Below are 18091 nucleotides of genomic sequence, written 5' to 3'. Positions count from 1 at the left end.
CAGGGCCGGCCGCAGCGCCAGTTGGCGCCAGCGGTCGAAGTGCTCCAGGCAAGCGAGGATGTGGCGATCGCTGTGGTAGTGCCGGTCGGCCCCGCCATAGGCCGCCAGCAGCGCGTCGAAGGCATCCGCCGGCGGGTTGCCGCCGAGTCGCTGCCAGAGGGCGTCCCAGCGCTGCCGGTCAAGACTTCCCATGGCTGCCTTCCTCGCGAGGGAACAACGGATTGCCGCAGCGGCAGCAGAATGCCGCCTGCACTTCGTGGGTCGCCTTGCGGCACACCGGGCAATCCCGCTGCAACAGGTTGGCCGGGTCCTGGCGCATCGCGGTGGCGAGTTCGGCGGTGAAGATCCCGGTGGGCACCGCGATGATCGAGTAGCCGGTGAGCATCACCAGGCTGGCGATGGCCTGGCCGAGCGGGGTCTTCGGGGTGATGTCGCCGAAGCCGACCGTGGTCAGGGTGACGATCGCCCAGTAGATGCCGCGGGGGATGCTGGTGAAACCGTGCTCCGGGCCTTCGACCACGTACATCAGCGCGCCGAATACGGTGACCAGGGTCATCACGGTGAGGAAGAACACGATGATCTTCTGCTTGCTGCCGCGCAGGGCGGTGAGCAGGAAATTGGCCTGGCTCAGGTACTGGCGCAGCTTGAGCACGCGGAAGATCCGCAGCATGCGTATCACCCGGACGATCAGCAGGTACTGGGCGTCGGGGTAGAGCAGGGCGAGGAAGCCGGGGAGGATCGCCAGCAGGTCGACCAGGCCGTAGAAGCTGAAGGCATAGCGCAGCGGCTTGGGCGAGCAGTACAGGCGCAGCAGGTATTCCACCAGGAAGATGCCGGTGAAGCCCCATTCGATGTAGGCCAGCAGGTCGCCGTAGTCCTGGTGGATTTCGTCGATGCTGTCGATCATCACTACCAGCAGGCTGGCCAGGATCACCAGCAGCAGCGCGCTGTCGAAGCGCCGGCCGTCGCGGGTGTCGGTCTGGAAGATGACGATATAGAGGCGTTCGCGCCAGCTGTCGGGTGCGCTCATCGTGGCTCCTGATGATGGATGCGGCACCTTACCAGACTAGCCCGCCGGCGCCAGCGTTCCCCCGCTCAGGAGCGTCGCCGGCCGAGGCGCGCGCCGAGGCTGCCGGCCAGGCGCAGGTACAGGCGCTCGCCGCCGATGCAAAGCAGGCAGGCGAGGATGAACGGTGCGGTCAGCGCCGGCAGGCCGAGCAGGCCGAACAGCGGTTGCAGCGCCACCGCCAGGCCCATGCCGAGCAGTGGCGGCCAGACGCTGCGGTAGCGCAAGGCCAGGGCCAGCCCGGCAAGGGCGGCGTTCAGGCCGTAGAACCCGGCGAGCGCGCTCGCCCAGTCGTAGCCCAGCAGCCAGGCCAGCGGCAGGCTGGCCGCGGCGCCGGCGAGGGCCCAGGCGGCGGAGGGACGCGAGACCAGCAGCAGGCCGAGCCAGACCAGCAGCCCTGCCAGCGGTTCACCGAGGAAGATGATCTCGCCGATCCCCAGCGCTAGCGCCGCCAGCTCCGCCGTGCCGCTCCAGGCGCAGCTGAAGCAGCCGCCATGGGCCGCCGGGGCCAGGCCTAGCCAGGCGCCGAGGGGCACCAGCCACCAGCCGTTGAGGACGAAGCCCAGGGTATAGGGCGGTAGCCAGCGGCGTCGGCGCAGCCCATGCAGGAACAGGCGCTGCAACGCCACGCTGGCCAGGCAGCCGAGCGCTACCAGCGACACCAGCCCCGGCGACCAGGCGAAGCGGAATGCCAGCAGCATGCCGATCAGCACGGCGTTGTAGCCGTACAGCCCGGCCTCGATGTCGCTGTCGGCGCAGTGCAACAGGCGCGCCAGCAACGGGCCGAGGGCGCCGCCAAGGAGGGCGCCGGCGAGCAGCGGCGGCGCGCCGACGGCGATCGCCAGCAGACAGGCCAGGCCCAGGCGTGGGTCGCCCTGGAGGAACACCTGGCTGATGCCGCGCAGGAGGATTCGGGATGCATTGAGGAGAGATTGCAGGGGCATGGCGGTCAGTGCGGCAAGGACCGCTCGGCAGGCACGGAGATGCCAGGCCTGCGCGAGGGGCGGGGGTGGTCATTGTAGGGTCTGGCGCGGGGGCGACGCACCCCGGACGAGAAGGCCAGGCGAGGGTCATGCATGCAGGGCGTTCCAAGAAGAAAAAAAGACCTCCGGCAGGAGTTGAACCGGAGGCCTTGAATGTCCATGGCCTGCATGGGAGTGCGCGAGGGAGGCCATGGTCCGACAAGAAGGTCTTTCCCGGATGGATGGAGACGCGGCCCCGTATTTCCGGCCCCATCCATCCGAGAGAGACAAGGGTGGCCCGACCCGCATGCCCGGGGGGACGGCGCGAGCCGGACCGAACTCGTTGCTTCAGAGATCTCCCAGCGGCGGCGCCACGGTCTCGATGCGCAGCATGTTGGTCGAGCCGGGGCGACCGAACGGCACGCCGGCGGTGACCACCACGGTGTCGCCGCGGCGCGCCATGCGCTGGGCCAGGGCGATGTCGAGGGCGGTCGAGCAGATCTCGTCGACGTGCGCCAGTTGCTCGTTGACCACCGAATACACGCCCCAGGCTACGGTCAGTCGCCGCGCGGTGCGCAGGTTCGGGGTCAGGCTGAGGATCGGCGCCTTGGGCCGCTCGCGGGCGGCGCGCAGGGTCGAGTTGCCCGACTCGGTGTAGTTCACCAGCACCGCCACCGGGAGGATCCGGCTGACCCGGCGGATCGCGCAGCTGATCGCATCGGAGACGGTAGCGTCGGGCTGCGGACGGTTGACCTCGAGCTGGACGTGGTAGTCCGGCTCGGCCTCCACCTGGCGGACGATCTTCGCCATCATCTCTACCGCCTCGCGAGGGTATTGTCCGGAAGCGGTTTCCGCCGAAAGCATCACCGCGTCGGCGCCGGCGCCCACCGCGGTGGCTACGTCGGTCACCTCGGCGCGGGTCGGGGCGGGGGAGAAGCGCATCGACTCGAGCATCTGGGTGGCCACCACCACCGGCTTGCCGAGCTGGCGGCAGACCTGGACGATGCGTTTCTGGATGCCCGGCACGCTCTCCGCCGGCACCTCTACGCCGAGGTCGCCGCGCGCCACCATGATCGCGTCGGCGCGCTCGGCGATCGCCTCGATGGCGCTCACCGCGCTGGGCTTCTCGATCTTGGCCATGAGGAAGGCCTTGTCGCCGATCAGCCCACGGGCCTCGTCGATGTCCTCCGGGCGTTGCACGAAGGACAGCGCCACCCAGTCGACCCCCAGTTCCAGGCCGAAGGCCAGGTCGCGGCGGTCCTTGTCGGTCAGCGGGCTGAGTTGCAGCACCGCTTCCGGCACGTTGACGCCCTTGCGATCGGACAGCTCGCCACCCACCGCCACGCGGGTCTCGATGGCGTCGCTGTGGCAGTTGACCACTTCCAGGCGGATCTTGCCGTCGTCCAGCAGCAGGCTCATGCCCGGTTCCAGGGCATGGATGATCTCCGGATGCGGCAGGTTGACCCGCCGCTCGTCGCCGGGGGCGTCGCTGAGGTCGAGGGTGAAGGTCTGCCCACGCTGCAATTGCACGGCACCGGCGGCGAAGCGGCCGACCCGCAGCTTCGGACCCTGCAGGTCCATGAGCACGCCGATCGGGTAGTTCAGCTCCGCTTCCACCTCGCGCACCCAGGCGAAGCGCTGCGCGTGATCGGCGTAGTCGCCGTGGCTGAAGTTCAGGCGGAACAGGTTGGCGCCGGCCTCCACCAGGGCACGGATATCGTCGCGGCTGCGGGTGGCCGGGCCGAGGGTGGCGAGGATCTTGGCTTTCTTGTCGGCTGTCATGTCAGGACTCGAGGATGAGAATGGCGCGGAAGTCGTTCACGTTGGTGCGGGTCGGTCCGGTCACCAGCAGGTCGCCGAGGGCCTGGAAATAGCCGTAGCCGTTGTTGTCGTCGAGCTCGTCGCGGATCTTCAGCCCGGCCTTTTCGCCGCGCGCATGGGAGCAGGGCGTCATCAGCGCGCCGGCGTTGTCTTCCGAGCCGTCGATGCCGTCGGTGTCGCCGGCCAGGGCCCAGATGTTCGGTTCGCCCTTGAGCTCGGCGGTGAGGCTGAGGAGGAACTCGGCGTTGCGTCCGCCGCGACCGTTGCCGCGCACGGTGACGGTGGTCTCGCCGCCGGAGAGGATCACGCAGGGCGCCGCCAGCGGCTGGCCGTGCTTGCGGATCTGCCGGGCGATGCCGGCGTGGACCTTGGCGACTTCCCGCGCTTCGCCCTCCAGGTCGCCGAGGATCAGCGTCGAGAAGCCGGCCGCGCGGCACTTCACCGCTGCTGCGTCGAGGGCGTTCTGTGGCGTGGCGATCAACTGGAAGTGGCTGCGCGCCAGGCACGGGTCGTCGGGCTTGACGGTTTCCGAACGCGGGTCGGCGAGCCAGTCGAGGACGTTCTGCGGCACGTCGATGGCGTAGCGCCTGAGGATCGCCAGGGCGTCGGCGGAGGTGGTCGGGTCGCCGACGCTGGGGCCGGAGGCGATCACCGTGGCCTCGTCGCCGGGAACGTCGGAAATCGCGTAGGTGTAGACGCTGGCCGGCCAGCAGGCCTTGGCCAGGCGACCGCCCTTGATCGCTGAGAGGTGCTTGCGCACGCAGTTCATCTCGCCGATGGCGGCGCCGGACTTGAGCAGCGCCTTGTTCACCGCCTGCTTGTCCGCCAGGCCAATGCCTTCGGCAGGCAGCGAAAGCAGTGCGGAGCCGCCGCCTGAGAGAAGGAAGATCACCCGGTCGCTCTCGTTCAGGCCGCTGATCAGTTCCAGCACGCGACGGGCGACGCGCTCGCCGGCGTCGTCGGGCACCGGATGGGAGGCTTCCACCACCTCGATGCGACTGCATTGCGCGCCGTAGCGGTAAGGCGCCACTACCAGGCCCTGGATCTCGCCCTGCCAGTGCTTCTCCACCACTTCGGCCATGGCTCCGGCGGCCTTGCCGGCACCGATGACGATGGCGCGCCCGCTGCGATCTTCCGGCAGGTGGTCGGCCAGCACCTGGTAGGGATGGCCGGCTGCCACCGCGGTATTGAACAGCTCGGTGAGAAAGGCGCGTGGATCGGTACTCATGACAGGCTCCGAATTTCTTGTTGTCGTGCCGCCGGTCGGGCCGGCGGTCGCAGCGTCGTCGACGCTTCCATTCCGCAGCACCCGCGCCGGCGGGAACTGGGGAATGGAAGCGAGGCGCCCGGACGCAGAGGCCGTGAATCTCCCGGCCGGGCGTTCGCTTCCTTTACCCCGCCTTGTGGGCGGGGAAGGAAGAGGGCGGCGGCGAACACCGGAGTTCGCCGACCGTTCCTCTCCCCGAGCCCTTCGAAAAGGGGTTCGTCGCTCCGCGCGGGGTGACGGCCCGCGCGGACTGCGGATCACTCGTCGCGGATCGAGAAGTTGGCCATGTGCTCCAGGCCCTTGATCAGCGCCGAGTGGTCCCAGTTACTGCCGCCGATGGCCGCGCAGGTGCTGAACACCTGCTGGGCGTTGGCGGTGTTGGGCAGGTTCAGGTTCAGCTCGCGGGCGCCGGCCAGGGCCAGGTTGAGGTCCTTCTGGTGCAGGCTGATGCGGAAGCCCGGGTCGAAGGTGCCCTTGACCATGCGTTCGCCGTGCACCTCGAGGATCCGCGAGGAGGCGAAGCCACCCATCAGCGCCTCGCGCACCTTGGCCGGATCGGCGCCGTTGCGGGCGGCGAACAGCAGGGCCTCGGCGACCGCCTGGATGTTCAGCGCGACGATGATCTGGTTGGCCACCTTGGCGGTCTGGCCGTCGCCGTTGCCGCCGACGCGGGTGATGTTCTTGCCCATCGCCTGGAACAGCGGCAAGGCGCGTTCGAAGGTGTTCGGGCAGCCGCCGACCATGATGCTCAGGGTCGCCGCCTTGGCGCCGACCTCGCCGCCGGAGACCGGGGCGTCCAGGTACTGCGCGCCGGTAGCCTTGATCTTCTCGGCGAAGCCCTTGGTGGCGGTGGGGGAGATCGAACTCATGTCGATCACCACCTTGTTCGGGCCGACGCCCTCGGCGATACCGTCCTTGCGGAACAGCACATCCTCGACCTGCGGGGTGTCCGGCACCATGACGATGATGAACTCGGCTTCCTGGGCCACTTCCTTCGGGTTGGCCAGGGCAATGGCGCCGGCCTCCAGCAGGTCGGCCGGAGCGGCGTCGTGGTGGGTGGAAAGGAACAGGCTGTGGCCGGCCTTCTGCAGGTTCTGCGCCATGGGCTTGCCCATGATTCCGGTGCCGATGAATCCGATCTTGGCCATGAGAGTGTCTCCTGGTTCTGTCTGTCGAGTGGCTCCGCGCAGGGAGGCGGGAGCGTCTTGTTCGTGGGTGCGGATCAGACGACGTTGTGCGTCTTCATCCAGCCGAGGCCGGCTTCGGTGGTGGTGGCCGGCTTGTACTCGCAGCCGATCCAGCCCTGGTAGCCGATGCGGTCCAGGTGCTCGAAGAGGAAGCGGTAGTTGATCTCGCCGGTGCCCGGTTCGTGGCGGCCGGGGTTGTCGGCGAGTTGCACGTGGTTGATCGCCGCCAACTGGTTTTCCAGGGTGCGGGCCAGGTCGCCTTCCATGATCTGCATGTGATAGATGTCGTATTGCAGGAACAGGTTGGCGCTGCCGACCTTGTCGCGGATCTCCAGGGCCTGGCGGGTGTTCTGCAGGTAGAAGCCGGGGATGTCGAGGGTGTTGATCATCTCCATGACCAGGCGGATGCCTGCGGCTTCCAGCTTGTCGGCGGCGTAGCGCAGGTTGTCGACGAAGGTCTTCTCGACGCTGGCGCAGTCGTGCCCCTGCGGCCGGATCCCGGCGAGGCAGTTCACCTGGCGGTTGCCCAGCACCCTGGCGTAGGCGATGGCCTTGTCGACCCCCTCGCGGAACTCCTGGACCCGATCCGGGTGGCAGGCGATGCCGCGCTCGCCCTTGGCCCAGTCGCCGGCCGGCAGGTTGAACAGCACCTGCTCCAGGCCGTTGGCTTCCAGGCGGGCCTTGATCGCCTCGGCCTCGACGTCATAGGGGAAGAGGTACTCGACGCCGGCGAAGCCGGCCTTGGCGGCGGCGTCGAAGCGTTCGAGGAAATCCACCTCGGTGAACAGCATGGACAGGTTGGCACAGAAACGGGGCATGTCTTGCTCCTATCGTTCGGTCAAACGTTCGGGAGGCCTTTCGCCGGGGGCGGGGTGTCGCACGCACCGTCCGCGCCTCCGGGAAAGGCCGGCGATCAGTCGAGCAGCGAGATGGCGGTCGGCGCGTCGGCGCCTTTCTCGGCCAGTTCCTCGAACTCGTTGATGGCGTTGATCTCGGTACCCATGGAGATGTTGGTGACGCGCTCCAGGATCACCTCGACCACCACCGGCACCTGGTGCTGCTGCATCAGTTCGCGGGCCTTGGCCAGGGCGGCGCCGATCTCGTTCGGGTCGAACACCCGGATCGCCTTGCAGCCCAGGCCCTCGACCACCGCGACGTGGTCGACGCCGTAGCCTTCCAGCTCGGGGGCGTTGATGTTGTCGAAGGCCAGCTGCACGCAATAGTCCATGTCGAAGCCGCGCTGCGCCTGGCGGATCAGGCCCAGGTAGGAGTTGTTCACCAGTACGTGGATATAGGGCAGCTTGAACTGCGCGCCGACCGCCAGTTCCTCGATCATGAACTGGAAGTCGTAGTCGCCGGAGAGCGCCACCACCTGGCGGCTCGGGTCGGCCTTGACCACCCCCAGCGCGGCGGGAATGGTCCAGCCCAGCGGGCCGGCCTGGCCGCAGTTGATCCAGTGGCGCGGTTGGTAGACGTGGAGGAACTGTGCGCCGGCGATCTGCGACAGGCCGATGGTGCTGACGTAGCAGGCATCCTTGCCGAAGAACTCGTTCATCTCTTCGTAGACGCGCTGCGGTTTCACCGGCACGTTGTCGAAGTGGGTCTTGCGCTGCAGCGTGCGTTTGCGCTGCTGGCAGCTTTCCAGCCAGGCGGCGCGCGACTTCAGCTTGCCGGCGGCCTTCCACTCGCGGGCCACTTCGAGGAATGCGTCGAGGGCGGCGCCGGCGTCGGAGACGATGCCCAGGTCGGGCATGAACACCCGGCCGATCTGGGTCGGTTCGATGTCGACATGGATGAAGCGGCGACCTTCGGTATAGACCTCGACGCTGCCGGTGTGGCGGTTGGCCCAGCGGTTGCCGATGCCGAGCACCAGGTCGGATTCCAGCAGGGTGGCGTTGCCGTAGCGGTGCGAGGTCTGCAGGCCGACCATGCCGGCCATCTGCGGGTGGTCGTCGGGGATTACGCCCCAGCCCATCAGGGTCGGGATCACCGGGATGCCGGTCAGCTCGGCGAATTCGCGGAAGCGCTCGGCGGCGTCGGCGTTGAAGATGCCGCCGCCGGCCACCAGCAGCGGGCGCTCGGCTTCGTCGAGCATGGCCAGGACCTTCTCGGCCTGGACCCGGGTGGCCTTCGGCTTGCTCACCGGGAGGGGCTCGTAGGCGTCGATGTCGAACTCGATCTCGGCCATCTGTACGTCGAACGGCAGGTCGATCAGTACCGGGCCGGGCCGGTCGCTGCGCATCAGCTGGAAGGCCTTCTGGAATACATAGGGGACCTGGGCCGGTTCCAGCACGGTGGTCGCCCACTTGGCCACCGGCGCGGCGATGCTGGAGATGTCGACCGCCTGGAAGTCTTCCTTGTGCAGGCGGGCGCGCGGTGCCTGGCCGGTAATGCAGAGAATCGGGATGGAGTCGGCGGAGGCGGAGTAGAGGCCGGTGATCATGTCGGTGCCGGCAGGGCCGGAGGTGCCGATGCAGACGCCGATGTTGCCGGCCTTGGTACGGGTGTAGCCCTCGGCCATGTGCGAGGCGCCTTCGACGTGACGGGCCAGGACATGGTCGATGCCGCCGATCTTCTTCAGCGCGGCGTACATGGGGTTGATCGCGGCACCGGGGACGCCGAACGCGGTATCCACGCCTTCGCGGCGCATCACCAGTACGGCGGCTTCGATTGCTCTCATTCTGGCCATCGTTTTGTTCCTCGTTCTTATACTAATTGTGTACAAAATTTGGAGCGATTCTAGGCAGAGGGGGAGCGCAAGGTCAAGATGGGTTGTATACGCTGAAAAAAGTCGCTGAAATCAATTTTTCCATAATAAAAACAATGAATTACAATTTTTGTTAGCTGGCTTATAAAACCAGCGTTTGAAAAAATGTATACAAAATTATGTTCATATTGTTCTGGAATGTTGCTTTCGTAGGGCCGGTCGGCTACTAGATTGGGTACAAATTTTCGAACGCGCCCGCATAGCGGGTGGTTTCCCGATTTCTAGCCTTAACAACTCGAGAGGAACGACCATGACCACCATCAGTCTGGAAACCGCGCTGGGCATTACCCGCCAGGCGCTGGCGGTGGGGCGCGAGCTGTCCACCGCGCCCCTGACCATCGCGGTGCTCGATGCTGGCGGCCACCTGGTGGCGCTGCAGCGCGAGGACGGCGCCAGCATGCTGCGACCGCAGATCGCCATCGGCAAGGCCTGGGGCGCCGTGGCCCTGGGCAAGTCGTCGCGGCTGCTGGCGGCGGATGCGCAGCAGCGGCCTTCGTTCATTTCCGCGGTGAACACCCTGGCCCATGGCAATCTGGTTCCGGCGCCGGGCGGGGTGCTGATTCGCAACGACAAGGCAGAGGTGGTCGGCGCGGTCGGTATCAGCGGCGATACCTCGGATATCGACGAGCAATGCGCGATCCAGGGCGTGCTGGCGGTCGGGCTGGTGCCCGACGCCGGTTGAGCTTGCGGCCCGCTCACCAGGACCGGGCCTTCGCTCCCTTCTTCAGGTGGCGTACGCCGCCATCCACCAGGCTCTCCGTGCCATACCTGCAGCGGGGCTCGTTCGAGGCCAGGAATAGCGCGGCACTGGCGATCTCCAGCGGCTCCCCCAGGCGTCCCGGCCAATCTTCTCCCTCAGCGCCTGGGTGGCCTCGAGATCGGTAGCGGCTTTGTCCAGCGCTGGCGTCCGGGGCGGCCCCGGGTTCAGGGCGTTGACCCGGATACCGCGCTCGAGCAACTCCGCCGATAGCGTCCAGGCGAGGTGTATGCGGAGCTGCCGCCGCGGGTCGAATACCGCGTCACGCCGCTCGGTGCGAAGCCGGCGCTGGGGCGGGGGCGGCACGTGATTGAGCGCGCCGCGGCGGGTCAGAGCGGCAGCGGCCGAAGCCGGCCGGTGCTCTTGCCGGATTGCCCGTCGGGCGTGCAGCCTTTCAGGACCAGGCGGGTGATGGTTTCCACCGCAGCGTCGTAGTCGGCGTCGCTGAGCTGTTCCTTGCCGGTGACGATGGAAATCTGCCAATCGAAGTCGGCATAGGTCTGGGTCGCCGCCCAGATGGCGAAGAGCAGGTGATGCGGGTCCACCGGGGCGAGCTGGCCACGGTCGATCCAGGTCTGCAGGCAGGTGACGTTGCGCTGGGCCTGGGCGTTCAGTTCGTCGAGGTATTCCTTCGGCAGGTGCGGCGCGCCGTGCATGATCTCGCTGGCGAAGACCTTGGAGGCATGCGGCAGCTCGCGGGAGATGCGGATCTTCGAGCGGATGTAGGCGGGCAGGGCGAGCAGCGGGTCGTCTTCCACGCGGAACGGCGCCGACGCTTGCAGCAGCGGCTCGACGATGCTTTCCAGCACGCAGCGATAGAGGTTTTCCTTGGACTGGAAGTAGTAGTAGACGTTGGGCTTGGGCAGGCCGGCGCGGGCGGCGATGTCGCTGGTCTTGGTCGCCGCGAAGCCCTTGTCGGCGAATTCCTCGCTGGCGGCGCGGAGGATCAGGCGCTTGTTGCGCTCGCGGATGCTGGTCATCAGTCCTTGTTCTTCATTGCTGCAACGGCGGCAGGAAGCCGAGGATGGTAGCACCCGCCCGGAGCGCCCCTCAAGCAAGGTGCGAGCGAGGCGGAGGCCCGGGAAATCCTGACCCGCCGGTTCATTTGCCCTATACATTTTCCGGTATTTGGAGTATTCGTTAGGGGTATCGAGTCGCCCGCTCGCACTCACCCACCGAGCGCCGGGCGAGCCCCCGGAACAGAACGAGTCACTATGTCCGATTCCCGTCTGGTCGATCCCTTCGGCCGTCGCATCACCTACCTGCGCCTGTCGGTGACGGATCGCTGCGACTTCCGCTGCACCTACTGCATGAGCGAAGACATGCAGTTCCTTCCCCGCGACCAGGTCCTCAGCCTGGAGGAACTTTACGCGGTGGCCGACGCCTTCATCGGCCTCGGCGTGCGGCGCATTCGTATCACCGGCGGCGAGCCGCTGGTGCGCAAGGGCATCACCGGCCTGCTGGCACGCCTGGGGCAGCGTGCGGAACTGGAAGACCTGGCGATCACCACCAACGGTTCGCAACTGCGCGAGCGCGCCGCCGAGCTGAAGGCCGCCGGCGTCCGCCGCCTCAACGTCAGCCTCGACTCGCTGCAGCGCGAACGCTTCGCCGCCTTCACCCGTAGCGATCGCCTGGAGCAGGTGCTGGACGGCATCCAGGCGGCGCGCGAAGCCGGTTTCGAGCGGATCAAGCTGAACTGCGTGGTACAGAAGGGCCGCAACGACGACGAGATCCTCGACCTGGTCGAGTACGCCCTGGCCAACCAGTTGGACATCAGTTTCATCGAGGAAATGCCGCTGGGCAGCATCACCAGCCACCGTCGCGAACTGACTCTCTGCACCAGCGACGAAGTCCGCGCGATCATCGAGCGCCGCTGGCCGCTGACCCCGAGCCTGGCGCGCAGCGGCGGGCCGTCGCGGTATTACCAGATCGGCGACGAGCCCAGCCGGATCGGCTTCATCTCACCTCACAGCAATAATTTCTGCGGCGACTGCAACCGCGTGCGCGTCACCGCCGAGGGCAAGCTGGTGCTCTGCCTCGGCCACGAGGGGGCGCTCGACCTGCGCGAACTGCTGCGCAGCCATCCCGGCGACCGCGAGCGCCTGAGCGCGGCACTGGTGGCGGCGCTGAACCTGAAGCCGGAGCGGCATCACTTCGACGCCCAGGAGCAGGTCCAGGTGCTGCGTTTCATGAGCATGACCGGCGGCTGACGGTATCCTCCTGGGACGATGGCACCAACGGCGCCATCCGCCGCTTCCTCCCCCATGCCACCCGGGTGACCGTGTTCCGGCACGCACCGGTCGCTGCCCCGTCCCGGGAAAAGCGACGCGGCGCAACGCCGAAACGCGGCGAAGAAGTCATGCTACCTGCCGCGCCAGCAAAGGAAAGCCTCCCATGCACCGGGTCTTGTTCATCTGCAGCCGCAACCGCCTGCGTAGTCCCAGCGCCGAACGGCTGTTCGCCGACTGGCCGGGCGTCGAGACCGATTCCGCCGGGCTGGCGGCGGACGCCGAGACGCCCCTGGAGCGGGAGCAACTGGAGTGGGCGACGCTGGTCGTCGTCATGGAGCGCCGCCACCGGCAGGCGCTGCTGCGCCGGCACGCCGCGGCGATGAAAGGCAAGCGCCTGGTCTGCCTGGATATCCCGGACGACTACGCCTACATGCAGGCGGAATTGCTGCATCTGCTGGAGCGCAAGGCGGGGCCTTTCCTTCGGCGGGACTGAGTGGTGCGGACCGCGAGCGGAAAAAAAGAAGCCGGACGAAGTCCGGCCCGAGGGAAGGGCGGACCGGGAGTGTCGCCGGTCCGCCAGGGAGTCAGGAGTGCTTGGGCGCCGGCGCGTGGCTGCCGCACAAGTGGCTGCGGTCGTTGCGGCTGAGGATGTTGAACAGCAGGTTCAGCACCACCGCCCAGATCGCGGTCATGGCGATGCCGCTATGGGTGATCGGCTCCATCCAGACCGGCAGGCGGGCGAAGAAGTCCGGGCGCACCACCGGCACCATGCCCATGCCGATGCTTACCGCCACCAGCAACTGGTTGCGGCGGTCGGTGATGTTGGCCTCGTGGAGGATCTGGATGCCGCTGGCGGCGACCATGCCGAACATGGCGATGCCGGCGCCGCCGAGTACCGCCGGCGGGATCGAGGCGACCAGGAAGGCGGCCTTGGGCAGCATGCTGAGGAGGATCAGGAAACCGGCGGCGGCCACCGTGACGTAGCGGCTGCGCACCCCGGTCATCTGCACCAGGCCGATGTTCTGGGCGAACGAGGAATGGGTGAAGGTGTTCAGGAAACCGGCGAAGAACGAGGCGCCGGCGTCGCAGAGCAGGCCGCGGCGCAGTTCGGTCGGGGTGATCTCGCGGCCGGTGATCTTGCCCAGGGCGAGGAACATGCCGGTGGACTCGACGAAGATGATCACTACCACCAGGCACATCGACAGGATTGGCGCCAGGTCGAAGGTCGGCGCACCGAAGTGCAGCGGGGTGACGATGTCGAACCAGGGGCGCTCGGCCAGACCGCCGAGGTCGACCATGCCCATGCCGCCGGCGATCGCGTAGCCCAGGCCCATGCCCATCAGCACCGAGATGTTGACCCAGAAACCGCGCATGAAGCGGTTGATCAGGAGGATGGTACAGAGCACCAGGCTGGAGAGGAACAGGAAGTGCAGGGAGCCGAAGTCTTCCGCGCCCTTGCCGCCGCCGGCCCAGTTGATCGCCACCGGGAACAGGCACATGCCGATCGAGGTGATCACCGTGCCGGTCACCAGCGGTGGGAAGAAACGCACGATGCGCGACATGAAGGGGGCGATGAGCATGCCGAAGAAACCGGCGGCGATGGTCGCGCCGAAGATCCCGGTGATGCCCACGCCGGGCATCCCGGCCATCGCCACCATGCTGCCGACGGCGGCGAAGCTGGCGCCCATCATCACCGGCATGCGGATGCCCATCGGGCCGATGCCCAGCGACTGGACCAGGGTGGCGATGCCGGCGACCAGCAGGTCGGCGTTGATCAGGAAGGCAATTTCCTCGCGCGAGAGGCCGGCCGCCTGGCCGACGATCAGAGGCACGGCGACGGCGCCACCGTACATCAGCAGCACATGCTGGAAGCCCACCAGCAGCAGCTGCGTCAGCGGCAGGCGCTGGTCTACGGGCGAGTCGGGGATGCGGCGATCAGTTACCACGGACATGCAACACCTCAGGCGTTTTTATTGTTGTCAGTCGCAGGCGGACACCGGAAAAGGCAGGTTCCGGCGGCCGGGTATTTCTGGCCGAACATCCACCCCAGGCTTCAGGGCGATGCGGTGGGGTGTTTTATATCCCCGTTGTGTGCTCGATTCAATCGATTTTTTGTATACAAAGTAATTTTTTGTAGTTGACCAATCGGTCTACTACAGGCTTTCCAGAGCTGCTTCCACTGTATCCATAGAACTGGCGCCGGCTACCCCCGGGACGCCCGGCGGTGTACGACATTGGTCGGATAGCCGACGTGCTCTAGCCGCTGGGAGTTTTCAGCGACCCCTACCTCAGTGAGCGCAAGCCCGGTGCAGCAAGGCCTTGAACCCTGTCGCCCGGGATCAGCCATGGGTCTTTGCGGAACGCCTGCTTGCATTGGCGACTACAAGCAGCGACGTGCGCGAGAGCAACCGGCTATCTGAGCGCCAGTAGATCCTGGCGGCAATGGAGACGCTCAACGAGCAAAGAGAATGCCGCCAGCGCTTGCTGGAGTGCACAACGGCAGACTGGCCAAGGTGCCAAGGCTCGGGGCAGGTCAGGCTGGACAAGAAGCCGGCGGAGTTTTCCTGAGCGTTCTACAGGAGAGGCACGAAGGAGGTCGCCGAAGTCGTTCGGCATATCGAACGTCCCCCTTTTTCAGTTTTCGGCAGCGCCCAACGGGCCACTGGCAATCAGGCTGGCACCACAAGCTGTTTTCATCCCATGTAGCGCGACCGGGACCCCATTCACATCCAGCAGGGCGCTACCTTCGGTAATGGGGAAGGTTCCCTTGCACAAGGGACAAACCACTTGGTGGCCTACACCGGCCATCGGCTTGCCGTTGAGGTCGGTCTGGCCGAACGCCTCAATCACCGTGCCTCCATGGCTGGTGGTGTCGCCAAGGCGAATGATGTCCATCGCGGGTTGCTCCTATAGGTCGTCCAGCCAGCTGTCTTTTGGCTTCAGGCTGGAGAGGAATTCCTCATAGACATAGTGATCACCGAGCGTTTGGCCGCCAGGCGTAGCGGGTTTCGGAGCAGGGGAAGGACCGGCATTTCCGCCACGTGGCGATGAAGACGTCGGGCGCACGCGAATCGAATCGACAATGGTGTCCCACAGTTCCAATGCTTCTTTATCCGATTTGAAGGCAGGGGGCGGTGGTTTACCGTTTTCATTGCTGCGTTCCAGTACCGCCAGTCCCGCAGTAAGATTGGGCTCGGTTAGCGATTCCTCCTTGCCTTGAACCTCCCACATGAAGGTATAGCCGCGCTGCCCCTTATCGCTTCCCGCAACCAGATACTCCTCTCCGGGAAGGCTCCCGACAGGATGCTTTCCTTTTCTTAATGTTTCCATACCTGCAAACGTGGAGAGCATGTTTTGCACGAAGCCGTCGACTCGCTCAAGAAGGCTGTTTAGCTCAGCTCCCGTGGAGGAGCGGAATTCAAAGCGCGCGCCGGGGTGCTCAGGGAAAGTGACTCCCACTCCAAACCTCTCCACTTGAAAACTATCCCCTGCAATATAAGCGTGGTCGATGCAAAAGCCCGGCTCGCTGGGGATTTCTTTTGGCGCGCGAGAACGTAGATTTCGAGCTAAAGCCCTAGATATCTCCACAGCATGTTGCTCTCTGTCTACCGAAACTTTCCCTTTCCAACGATAGGCATGCCACGTAGGCTTAGATGTAACATAGGTATCCAATAAATAGGTTTTAGAGGCAACCTCTGAAGACCAAGACAATAAACCTACTGATTCATTGCCAAAGTCAATTTTACGAAGAAACATGTTACCTTTGGATTTATGTCTCTGAGTCCTCCACTCTTGTTCAAGACGATCAACCCTGGCTGCCAGTTCGGTAGGTTTATCATCTAAGTACTCAATTCTGTCTCCCCATAGGTAGTATCCGGCATTGATTACCGCGTCAGGTGGCAGATCAATCAGAAAGCGACCAAAGCAATGAGTAATCCATCCGGTCTTGTCCATGGAAGAGCTCCGAGAAGAAGAAAACGAAGTGCAACTGGTCATGCTGGTCAAGACCACCACTCCAAGTACAGCAAGCAACCGACGGGGATGCATCATGTCCCTCCTTTGTCATTAGGATGCCAATCCGCCAACTGGGTGATTTTGATCACCCCATATAGCGCTGCCCATTGAGCACGAGCATCGTTGTAACTCTCCTGGTGCTCATAGCCCCGTTTGGTATTGGCCTGTCCCTTGCCCTTGCTGCCATGCCGAAAGCTGGCCTTGACGCCCGCCAGGGCAGGCGCCTGGCCGGAGTCGGTCGGTACCGTTTCGTCACCTCCGCTACCGGAAGCGTCCAGAGGATTTCCCGTCTCCAGCGGACCCTGCACTATGGTGGGCAAGCCCCGGCGGAACCAACTGTTGTAAGTGCCGTTCTCATCGTCGTTGAGTGTGGCACCGGGGGTCTCCAGAGGGGTAGGGTCACCCTTCCAGATCAGGTCGCGCCAACTATGGCGGCTATCGTCAGCTCCGTAATGGGCATAGGTCTCTGAGTGATATCCTGCTGCTGACAATTCACCATGAAAATTAGCAATGCTATCTATCAAGTCTTCAAAGTTATCACGGGGGCCAACTCTTAAACCTTCTTTTTTGTCTGACATGTCCAGATATTGTGAATTTTGCTCAGGCACCAATCCATACCACGTAGTGTTCTTGTATATCTCTTCATAAGGGTCCTGATTCTGCGGATAAGCCCGAGGCTTTCCATCGATATCCTTGAGCACCTGCCCCTGCGCGTCGCATAGAAACAGCCAGGGACGCCCTTCCCGGTATTCCGCGCTAGGGGCCAATTCCAGCGCGCCGGCCGAATTGGCGACAATGGCTGTCACTTCACCGGCATTTCGCCCCAGCACGACCTGTGCGATACCTTCATAGCCACAGCGCATATGATGGTAGATGGTCGAGGAACCTGTCGCAGGTTGTACGCCATGCACCACCCCCAATACGCGCTCATAGCCGTGCAACTGCGTCAGGGCGCGAGCCACCAGCCCTCCCATCGAATGGGTGACCAGAATGACCCTCATACGTCTCATCTGCTCGGGATCGAGACCGCACTCCTTTTGGTAGAAAGGCAACACGGTATTCTCGATATAGTCGCGTACATCCAGCGCCGACTGCCGGTTGGACTGTAGCCAGTTATAGCCGGCGCACCAGACATCGAACTGGTATCGGCTGGCCCTGAGCAATTCCTCTTCATCGATCGGCCCAACCTTTCCCTGCTCCTCACCCTGATCTCCAGGAGGAGAGAGGGCTTCGTCATTCCACCATGCCTGGAGTTCCCGCCGGCTGACGATGTTATCCAGTCGCCTCTCCATTAATCCCATGACGGGGTTATACGCACTGCGCATGACCTTGCCCCAGCCGCGCAGGCGGGCAGCTTCTTCGGACAAACCAGATTGACCGACATCGATCGTACCCTGGTCATCGACTTCTACTTGCTCAGCCTTCAGGAGCTCCTGACGGGCCTTTGGACCCCTCCAGGCCCAAGTCCACAACGCACCGATGGAGGCAAACAGGTCATCCATGGGCCACAGACCATTCGGCGGCCTCCAGACCTCGCTTTTATCTGCCTTGTTGCGCAGGTTGGTTCCCATGATCCCCGGAATGAAGATCACCGGCAGGGGAGCGGTCTGCCGAATCAGTGCCACCTTTTCGCTCTGGTTGTCGGTACGGGTCAACTGCGCCTTGTAGACAGGCCGTCCCAGACTGTCGCGAGAGCGAGGGATGATCACATCCTGATTCGGCTCGAGCGGTTCGCTGCTCATGTGTTGGACTCCGTGTCGCTGTTGTGACTGCCCTTGCCCAGGATGCGTATCTGCACCGGGTCCATGGCCAGGTGTTGTTGCTTGGGTAAACGGCCCTGGCTGTCGGTCATCAGTTTCACCACACCACCATCGCCTCGTATCACTTCAACGGCGATATTGGGTAACGGCTCCAGCGTGGCTTCGTCGCGCAGGACATACCGGTCATCGAACGGTGTCGAATCCCAGGCGTTGAAGCTGGTCGATGCATGAGCGGGACCGACATGACTGTGCTTCGCCG

Annotated in this window: 15 protein-coding genes and 2 pseudogenes; 3 read left to right on the top strand and 14 right to left on the bottom strand. The window is 64.8% G+C overall.

The window, feature by feature from the left end:
• The 8 genes and pseudogenes from JHD77_RS30430 to gcl form a co-directional block, all read right to left on the bottom strand.
• Positions 1-192: pseudogene (locus JHD77_RS30430) on the bottom strand (hypothetical protein); the annotation flags it as partial.
• Positions 179-1030: an ion transporter gene (locus tag JHD77_RS30425; protein ID WP_003083179.1), complete on the bottom strand. Its 852-nt coding sequence runs from the start codon at positions 1028-1030 to the stop codon at positions 179-181. The pseudogene JHD77_RS30430 and the gene JHD77_RS30425, both read right to left, overlap by 14 nt.
• 65 nt (positions 1031-1095) lie before the next feature.
• Positions 1096-2010, bottom strand: coding sequence for an urea transporter (locus JHD77_RS30420; RefSeq protein WP_003083180.1), 915 nt, complete (start codon positions 2008-2010; stop codon positions 1096-1098).
• A 366-nt stretch (positions 2011-2376) separates the two neighbouring features.
• The gene (gene pyk, locus JHD77_RS30415) at positions 2377-3810 is read right to left on the bottom strand and encodes a pyruvate kinase (RefSeq protein WP_003083183.1); all 1434 of its coding nucleotides are present in this window, start codon (positions 3808-3810) and stop codon (positions 2377-2379) included.
• Position 3811: 1 nt separating this feature from the next.
• On the bottom strand, positions 3812-5077 hold the full coding sequence (locus tag JHD77_RS30410; RefSeq protein ID WP_015503184.1) for a glycerate kinase type-2 family protein: 1266 nt from the start codon (positions 5075-5077) through the stop codon (positions 3812-3814).
• 296 nt (positions 5078-5373) lie between these two features.
• Positions 5374-6264 carry a 2-hydroxy-3-oxopropionate reductase gene (locus JHD77_RS30405; protein WP_003087180.1) on the bottom strand — a complete coding sequence of 297 codons (891 nt, stop codon included), beginning with the start codon at positions 6262-6264 and terminating at the stop codon, positions 5374-5376.
• A 74-nt stretch (positions 6265-6338) separates the two neighbouring features.
• Complete coding sequence (hyi, locus tag JHD77_RS30400) at positions 6339-7121, bottom strand: hydroxypyruvate isomerase (RefSeq protein ID WP_003087181.1); 783 nt, start codon at positions 7119-7121, stop codon at positions 6339-6341.
• Positions 7122-7216: 95 nt separating this feature from the next.
• A complete protein-coding gene (gene gcl / locus JHD77_RS30395) occupies positions 7217-8992 on the bottom strand; it encodes a glyoxylate carboligase (protein WP_003087182.1) in 1776 nt (591 codons plus the stop codon).
• A gap of 328 nt (positions 8993-9320) precedes the next feature.
• On the opposite strand from gcl, the gene JHD77_RS30390 reads away from it, so the two are divergent.
• Positions 9321-9752, top strand: a complete 432-nt coding sequence (locus tag JHD77_RS30390; RefSeq protein ID WP_003083199.1) for a GlcG/HbpS family heme-binding protein — start codon at positions 9321-9323, stop codon at positions 9750-9752.
• 404 nt (positions 9753-10156) lie between these two features.
• Here JHD77_RS30390 and JHD77_RS30385 read toward each other — a convergent pair whose 3' ends face one another.
• Positions 10157-10807 carry a TetR/AcrR family transcriptional regulator gene (locus JHD77_RS30385; RefSeq protein ID WP_003083201.1) on the bottom strand — a complete coding sequence of 217 codons (651 nt, stop codon included), beginning with the start codon at positions 10805-10807 and terminating at the stop codon, positions 10157-10159.
• A 234-nt stretch (positions 10808-11041) separates the two neighbouring features.
• Here JHD77_RS30385 and moaA point away from each other — a divergent pair, with 234 nt between their 5' ends.
• Together moaA and JHD77_RS30375 are read left to right on the top strand one after the other, a co-directional pair.
• On the top strand, positions 11042-12037 hold the full coding sequence (moaA, locus tag JHD77_RS30380) for a GTP 3',8-cyclase MoaA (protein WP_003083204.1): 996 nt from the start codon (positions 11042-11044) through the stop codon (positions 12035-12037).
• Between the two features lie 184 nt (positions 12038-12221).
• On the top strand, positions 12222-12551 hold the full coding sequence (locus JHD77_RS30375) for a low molecular weight protein tyrosine phosphatase family protein (RefSeq protein WP_003087185.1): 330 nt from the start codon (positions 12222-12224) through the stop codon (positions 12549-12551).
• Between the two features lie 91 nt (positions 12552-12642).
• Here the strand turns inward: JHD77_RS30375 and JHD77_RS30370 are convergent, their stop codons facing one another.
• The 5 genes and pseudogenes from JHD77_RS30370 to JHD77_RS30350 all read right to left on the bottom strand — a co-directional run.
• On the bottom strand, positions 12643-14010 hold the full coding sequence (locus JHD77_RS30370) for a nucleobase:cation symporter-2 family protein (protein WP_003083208.1): 1368 nt from the start codon (positions 14008-14010) through the stop codon (positions 12643-12645).
• A gap of 682 nt (positions 14011-14692) precedes the next feature.
• Positions 14693-14953 (bottom strand): PAAR domain-containing protein, encoded by a 261-nt coding sequence (locus JHD77_RS30365; protein ID WP_003083211.1) that lies wholly within the window; start codon positions 14951-14953, stop codon positions 14693-14695.
• Between the two features lie 12 nt (positions 14954-14965).
• Positions 14966-16108: a T6SS immunity protein Tli4 family protein gene (locus JHD77_RS30360; protein WP_031628198.1), complete on the bottom strand. Its 1143-nt coding sequence runs from the start codon at positions 16106-16108 to the stop codon at positions 14966-14968.
• Positions 16105-17814: an esterase/lipase family protein gene (locus tag JHD77_RS30355; protein WP_023114154.1), complete on the bottom strand. Its 1710-nt coding sequence runs from the start codon at positions 17812-17814 to the stop codon at positions 16105-16107. The genes JHD77_RS30360 and JHD77_RS30355 overlap by 4 nt, the downstream gene beginning before the upstream one ends.
• Positions 17811-18091, bottom strand: a pseudogene (locus JHD77_RS30350) (hypothetical protein); the annotation flags it as partial. The pseudogene JHD77_RS30350 and the gene JHD77_RS30355, both read right to left, overlap by 4 nt.

The organism is Pseudomonas sp. P20 (assembly GCF_016463925.1).
Lineage (GTDB): Bacteria > Pseudomonadota > Gammaproteobacteria > Pseudomonadales > Pseudomonadaceae > Pseudomonas > Pseudomonas aeruginosa.
The sequence above is the reverse complement of the archived record's forward strand: the minus strand, read 5'-3'. Positions and strand labels throughout refer to the sequence as shown.

Excerpts from the sequence above, each read along its gene's own strand:
- hyi (WP_003087181.1), bottom strand. The coding sequence starts at position 7,121 with ATGCCCCGTTTCTGTGCCAACCTGTCCATGCTGTTCACCGAGGTGGAT.
- JHD77_RS30370 (WP_003083208.1), bottom strand. The coding sequence starts at position 14,010 with ATGTCCGTGGTAACTGATCGCCGCATCCCCGACTCGCCCGTAGACCAG.
- JHD77_RS30405 (WP_003087180.1), bottom strand. The coding sequence starts at position 6,264 with ATGGCCAAGATCGGATTCATCGGCACCGGAATCATGGGCAAGCCCATG.
- JHD77_RS30385 (WP_003083201.1), bottom strand. The coding sequence starts at position 10,807 with ATGACCAGCATCCGCGAGCGCAACAAGCGCCTGATCCTCCGCGCCGCC.
- pyk (WP_003083183.1), bottom strand. The coding sequence starts at position 3,810 with ATGACAGCCGACAAGAAAGCCAAGATCCTCGCCACCCTCGGCCCGGCC.
- JHD77_RS30355 (WP_023114154.1), bottom strand. The coding sequence starts at position 17,814 with ATGAGCAGCGAACCGCTCGAGCCGAATCAGGATGTGATCATCCCTCGC.
- moaA (WP_003083204.1), top strand. The coding sequence starts at position 11,042 with ATGTCCGATTCCCGTCTGGTCGATCCCTTCGGCCGTCGCATCACCTAC.
- JHD77_RS30365 (WP_003083211.1), bottom strand. The coding sequence starts at position 14,953 with ATGGACATCATTCGCCTTGGCGACACCACCAGCCATGGAGGCACGGTG.
- JHD77_RS30375 (WP_003087185.1), top strand. The coding sequence starts at position 12,222 with ATGCACCGGGTCTTGTTCATCTGCAGCCGCAACCGCCTGCGTAGTCCC.
- JHD77_RS30425 (WP_003083179.1), bottom strand. The coding sequence starts at position 1,030 with ATGAGCGCACCCGACAGCTGGCGCGAACGCCTCTATATCGTCATCTTC.
- gcl (WP_003087182.1), bottom strand. The coding sequence starts at position 8,992 with ATGGCCAGAATGAGAGCAATCGAAGCCGCCGTACTGGTGATGCGCCGC.
- JHD77_RS30410 (WP_015503184.1), bottom strand. The coding sequence starts at position 5,077 with ATGAGTACCGATCCACGCGCCTTTCTCACCGAGCTGTTCAATACCGCG.
- JHD77_RS30420 (WP_003083180.1), bottom strand. The coding sequence starts at position 2,010 with ATGCCCCTGCAATCTCTCCTCAATGCATCCCGAATCCTCCTGCGCGGC.
- JHD77_RS30390 (WP_003083199.1), top strand. The coding sequence starts at position 9,321 with ATGACCACCATCAGTCTGGAAACCGCGCTGGGCATTACCCGCCAGGCG.
- JHD77_RS30360 (WP_031628198.1), bottom strand. The coding sequence starts at position 16,108 with ATGATGCATCCCCGTCGGTTGCTTGCTGTACTTGGAGTGGTGGTCTTG.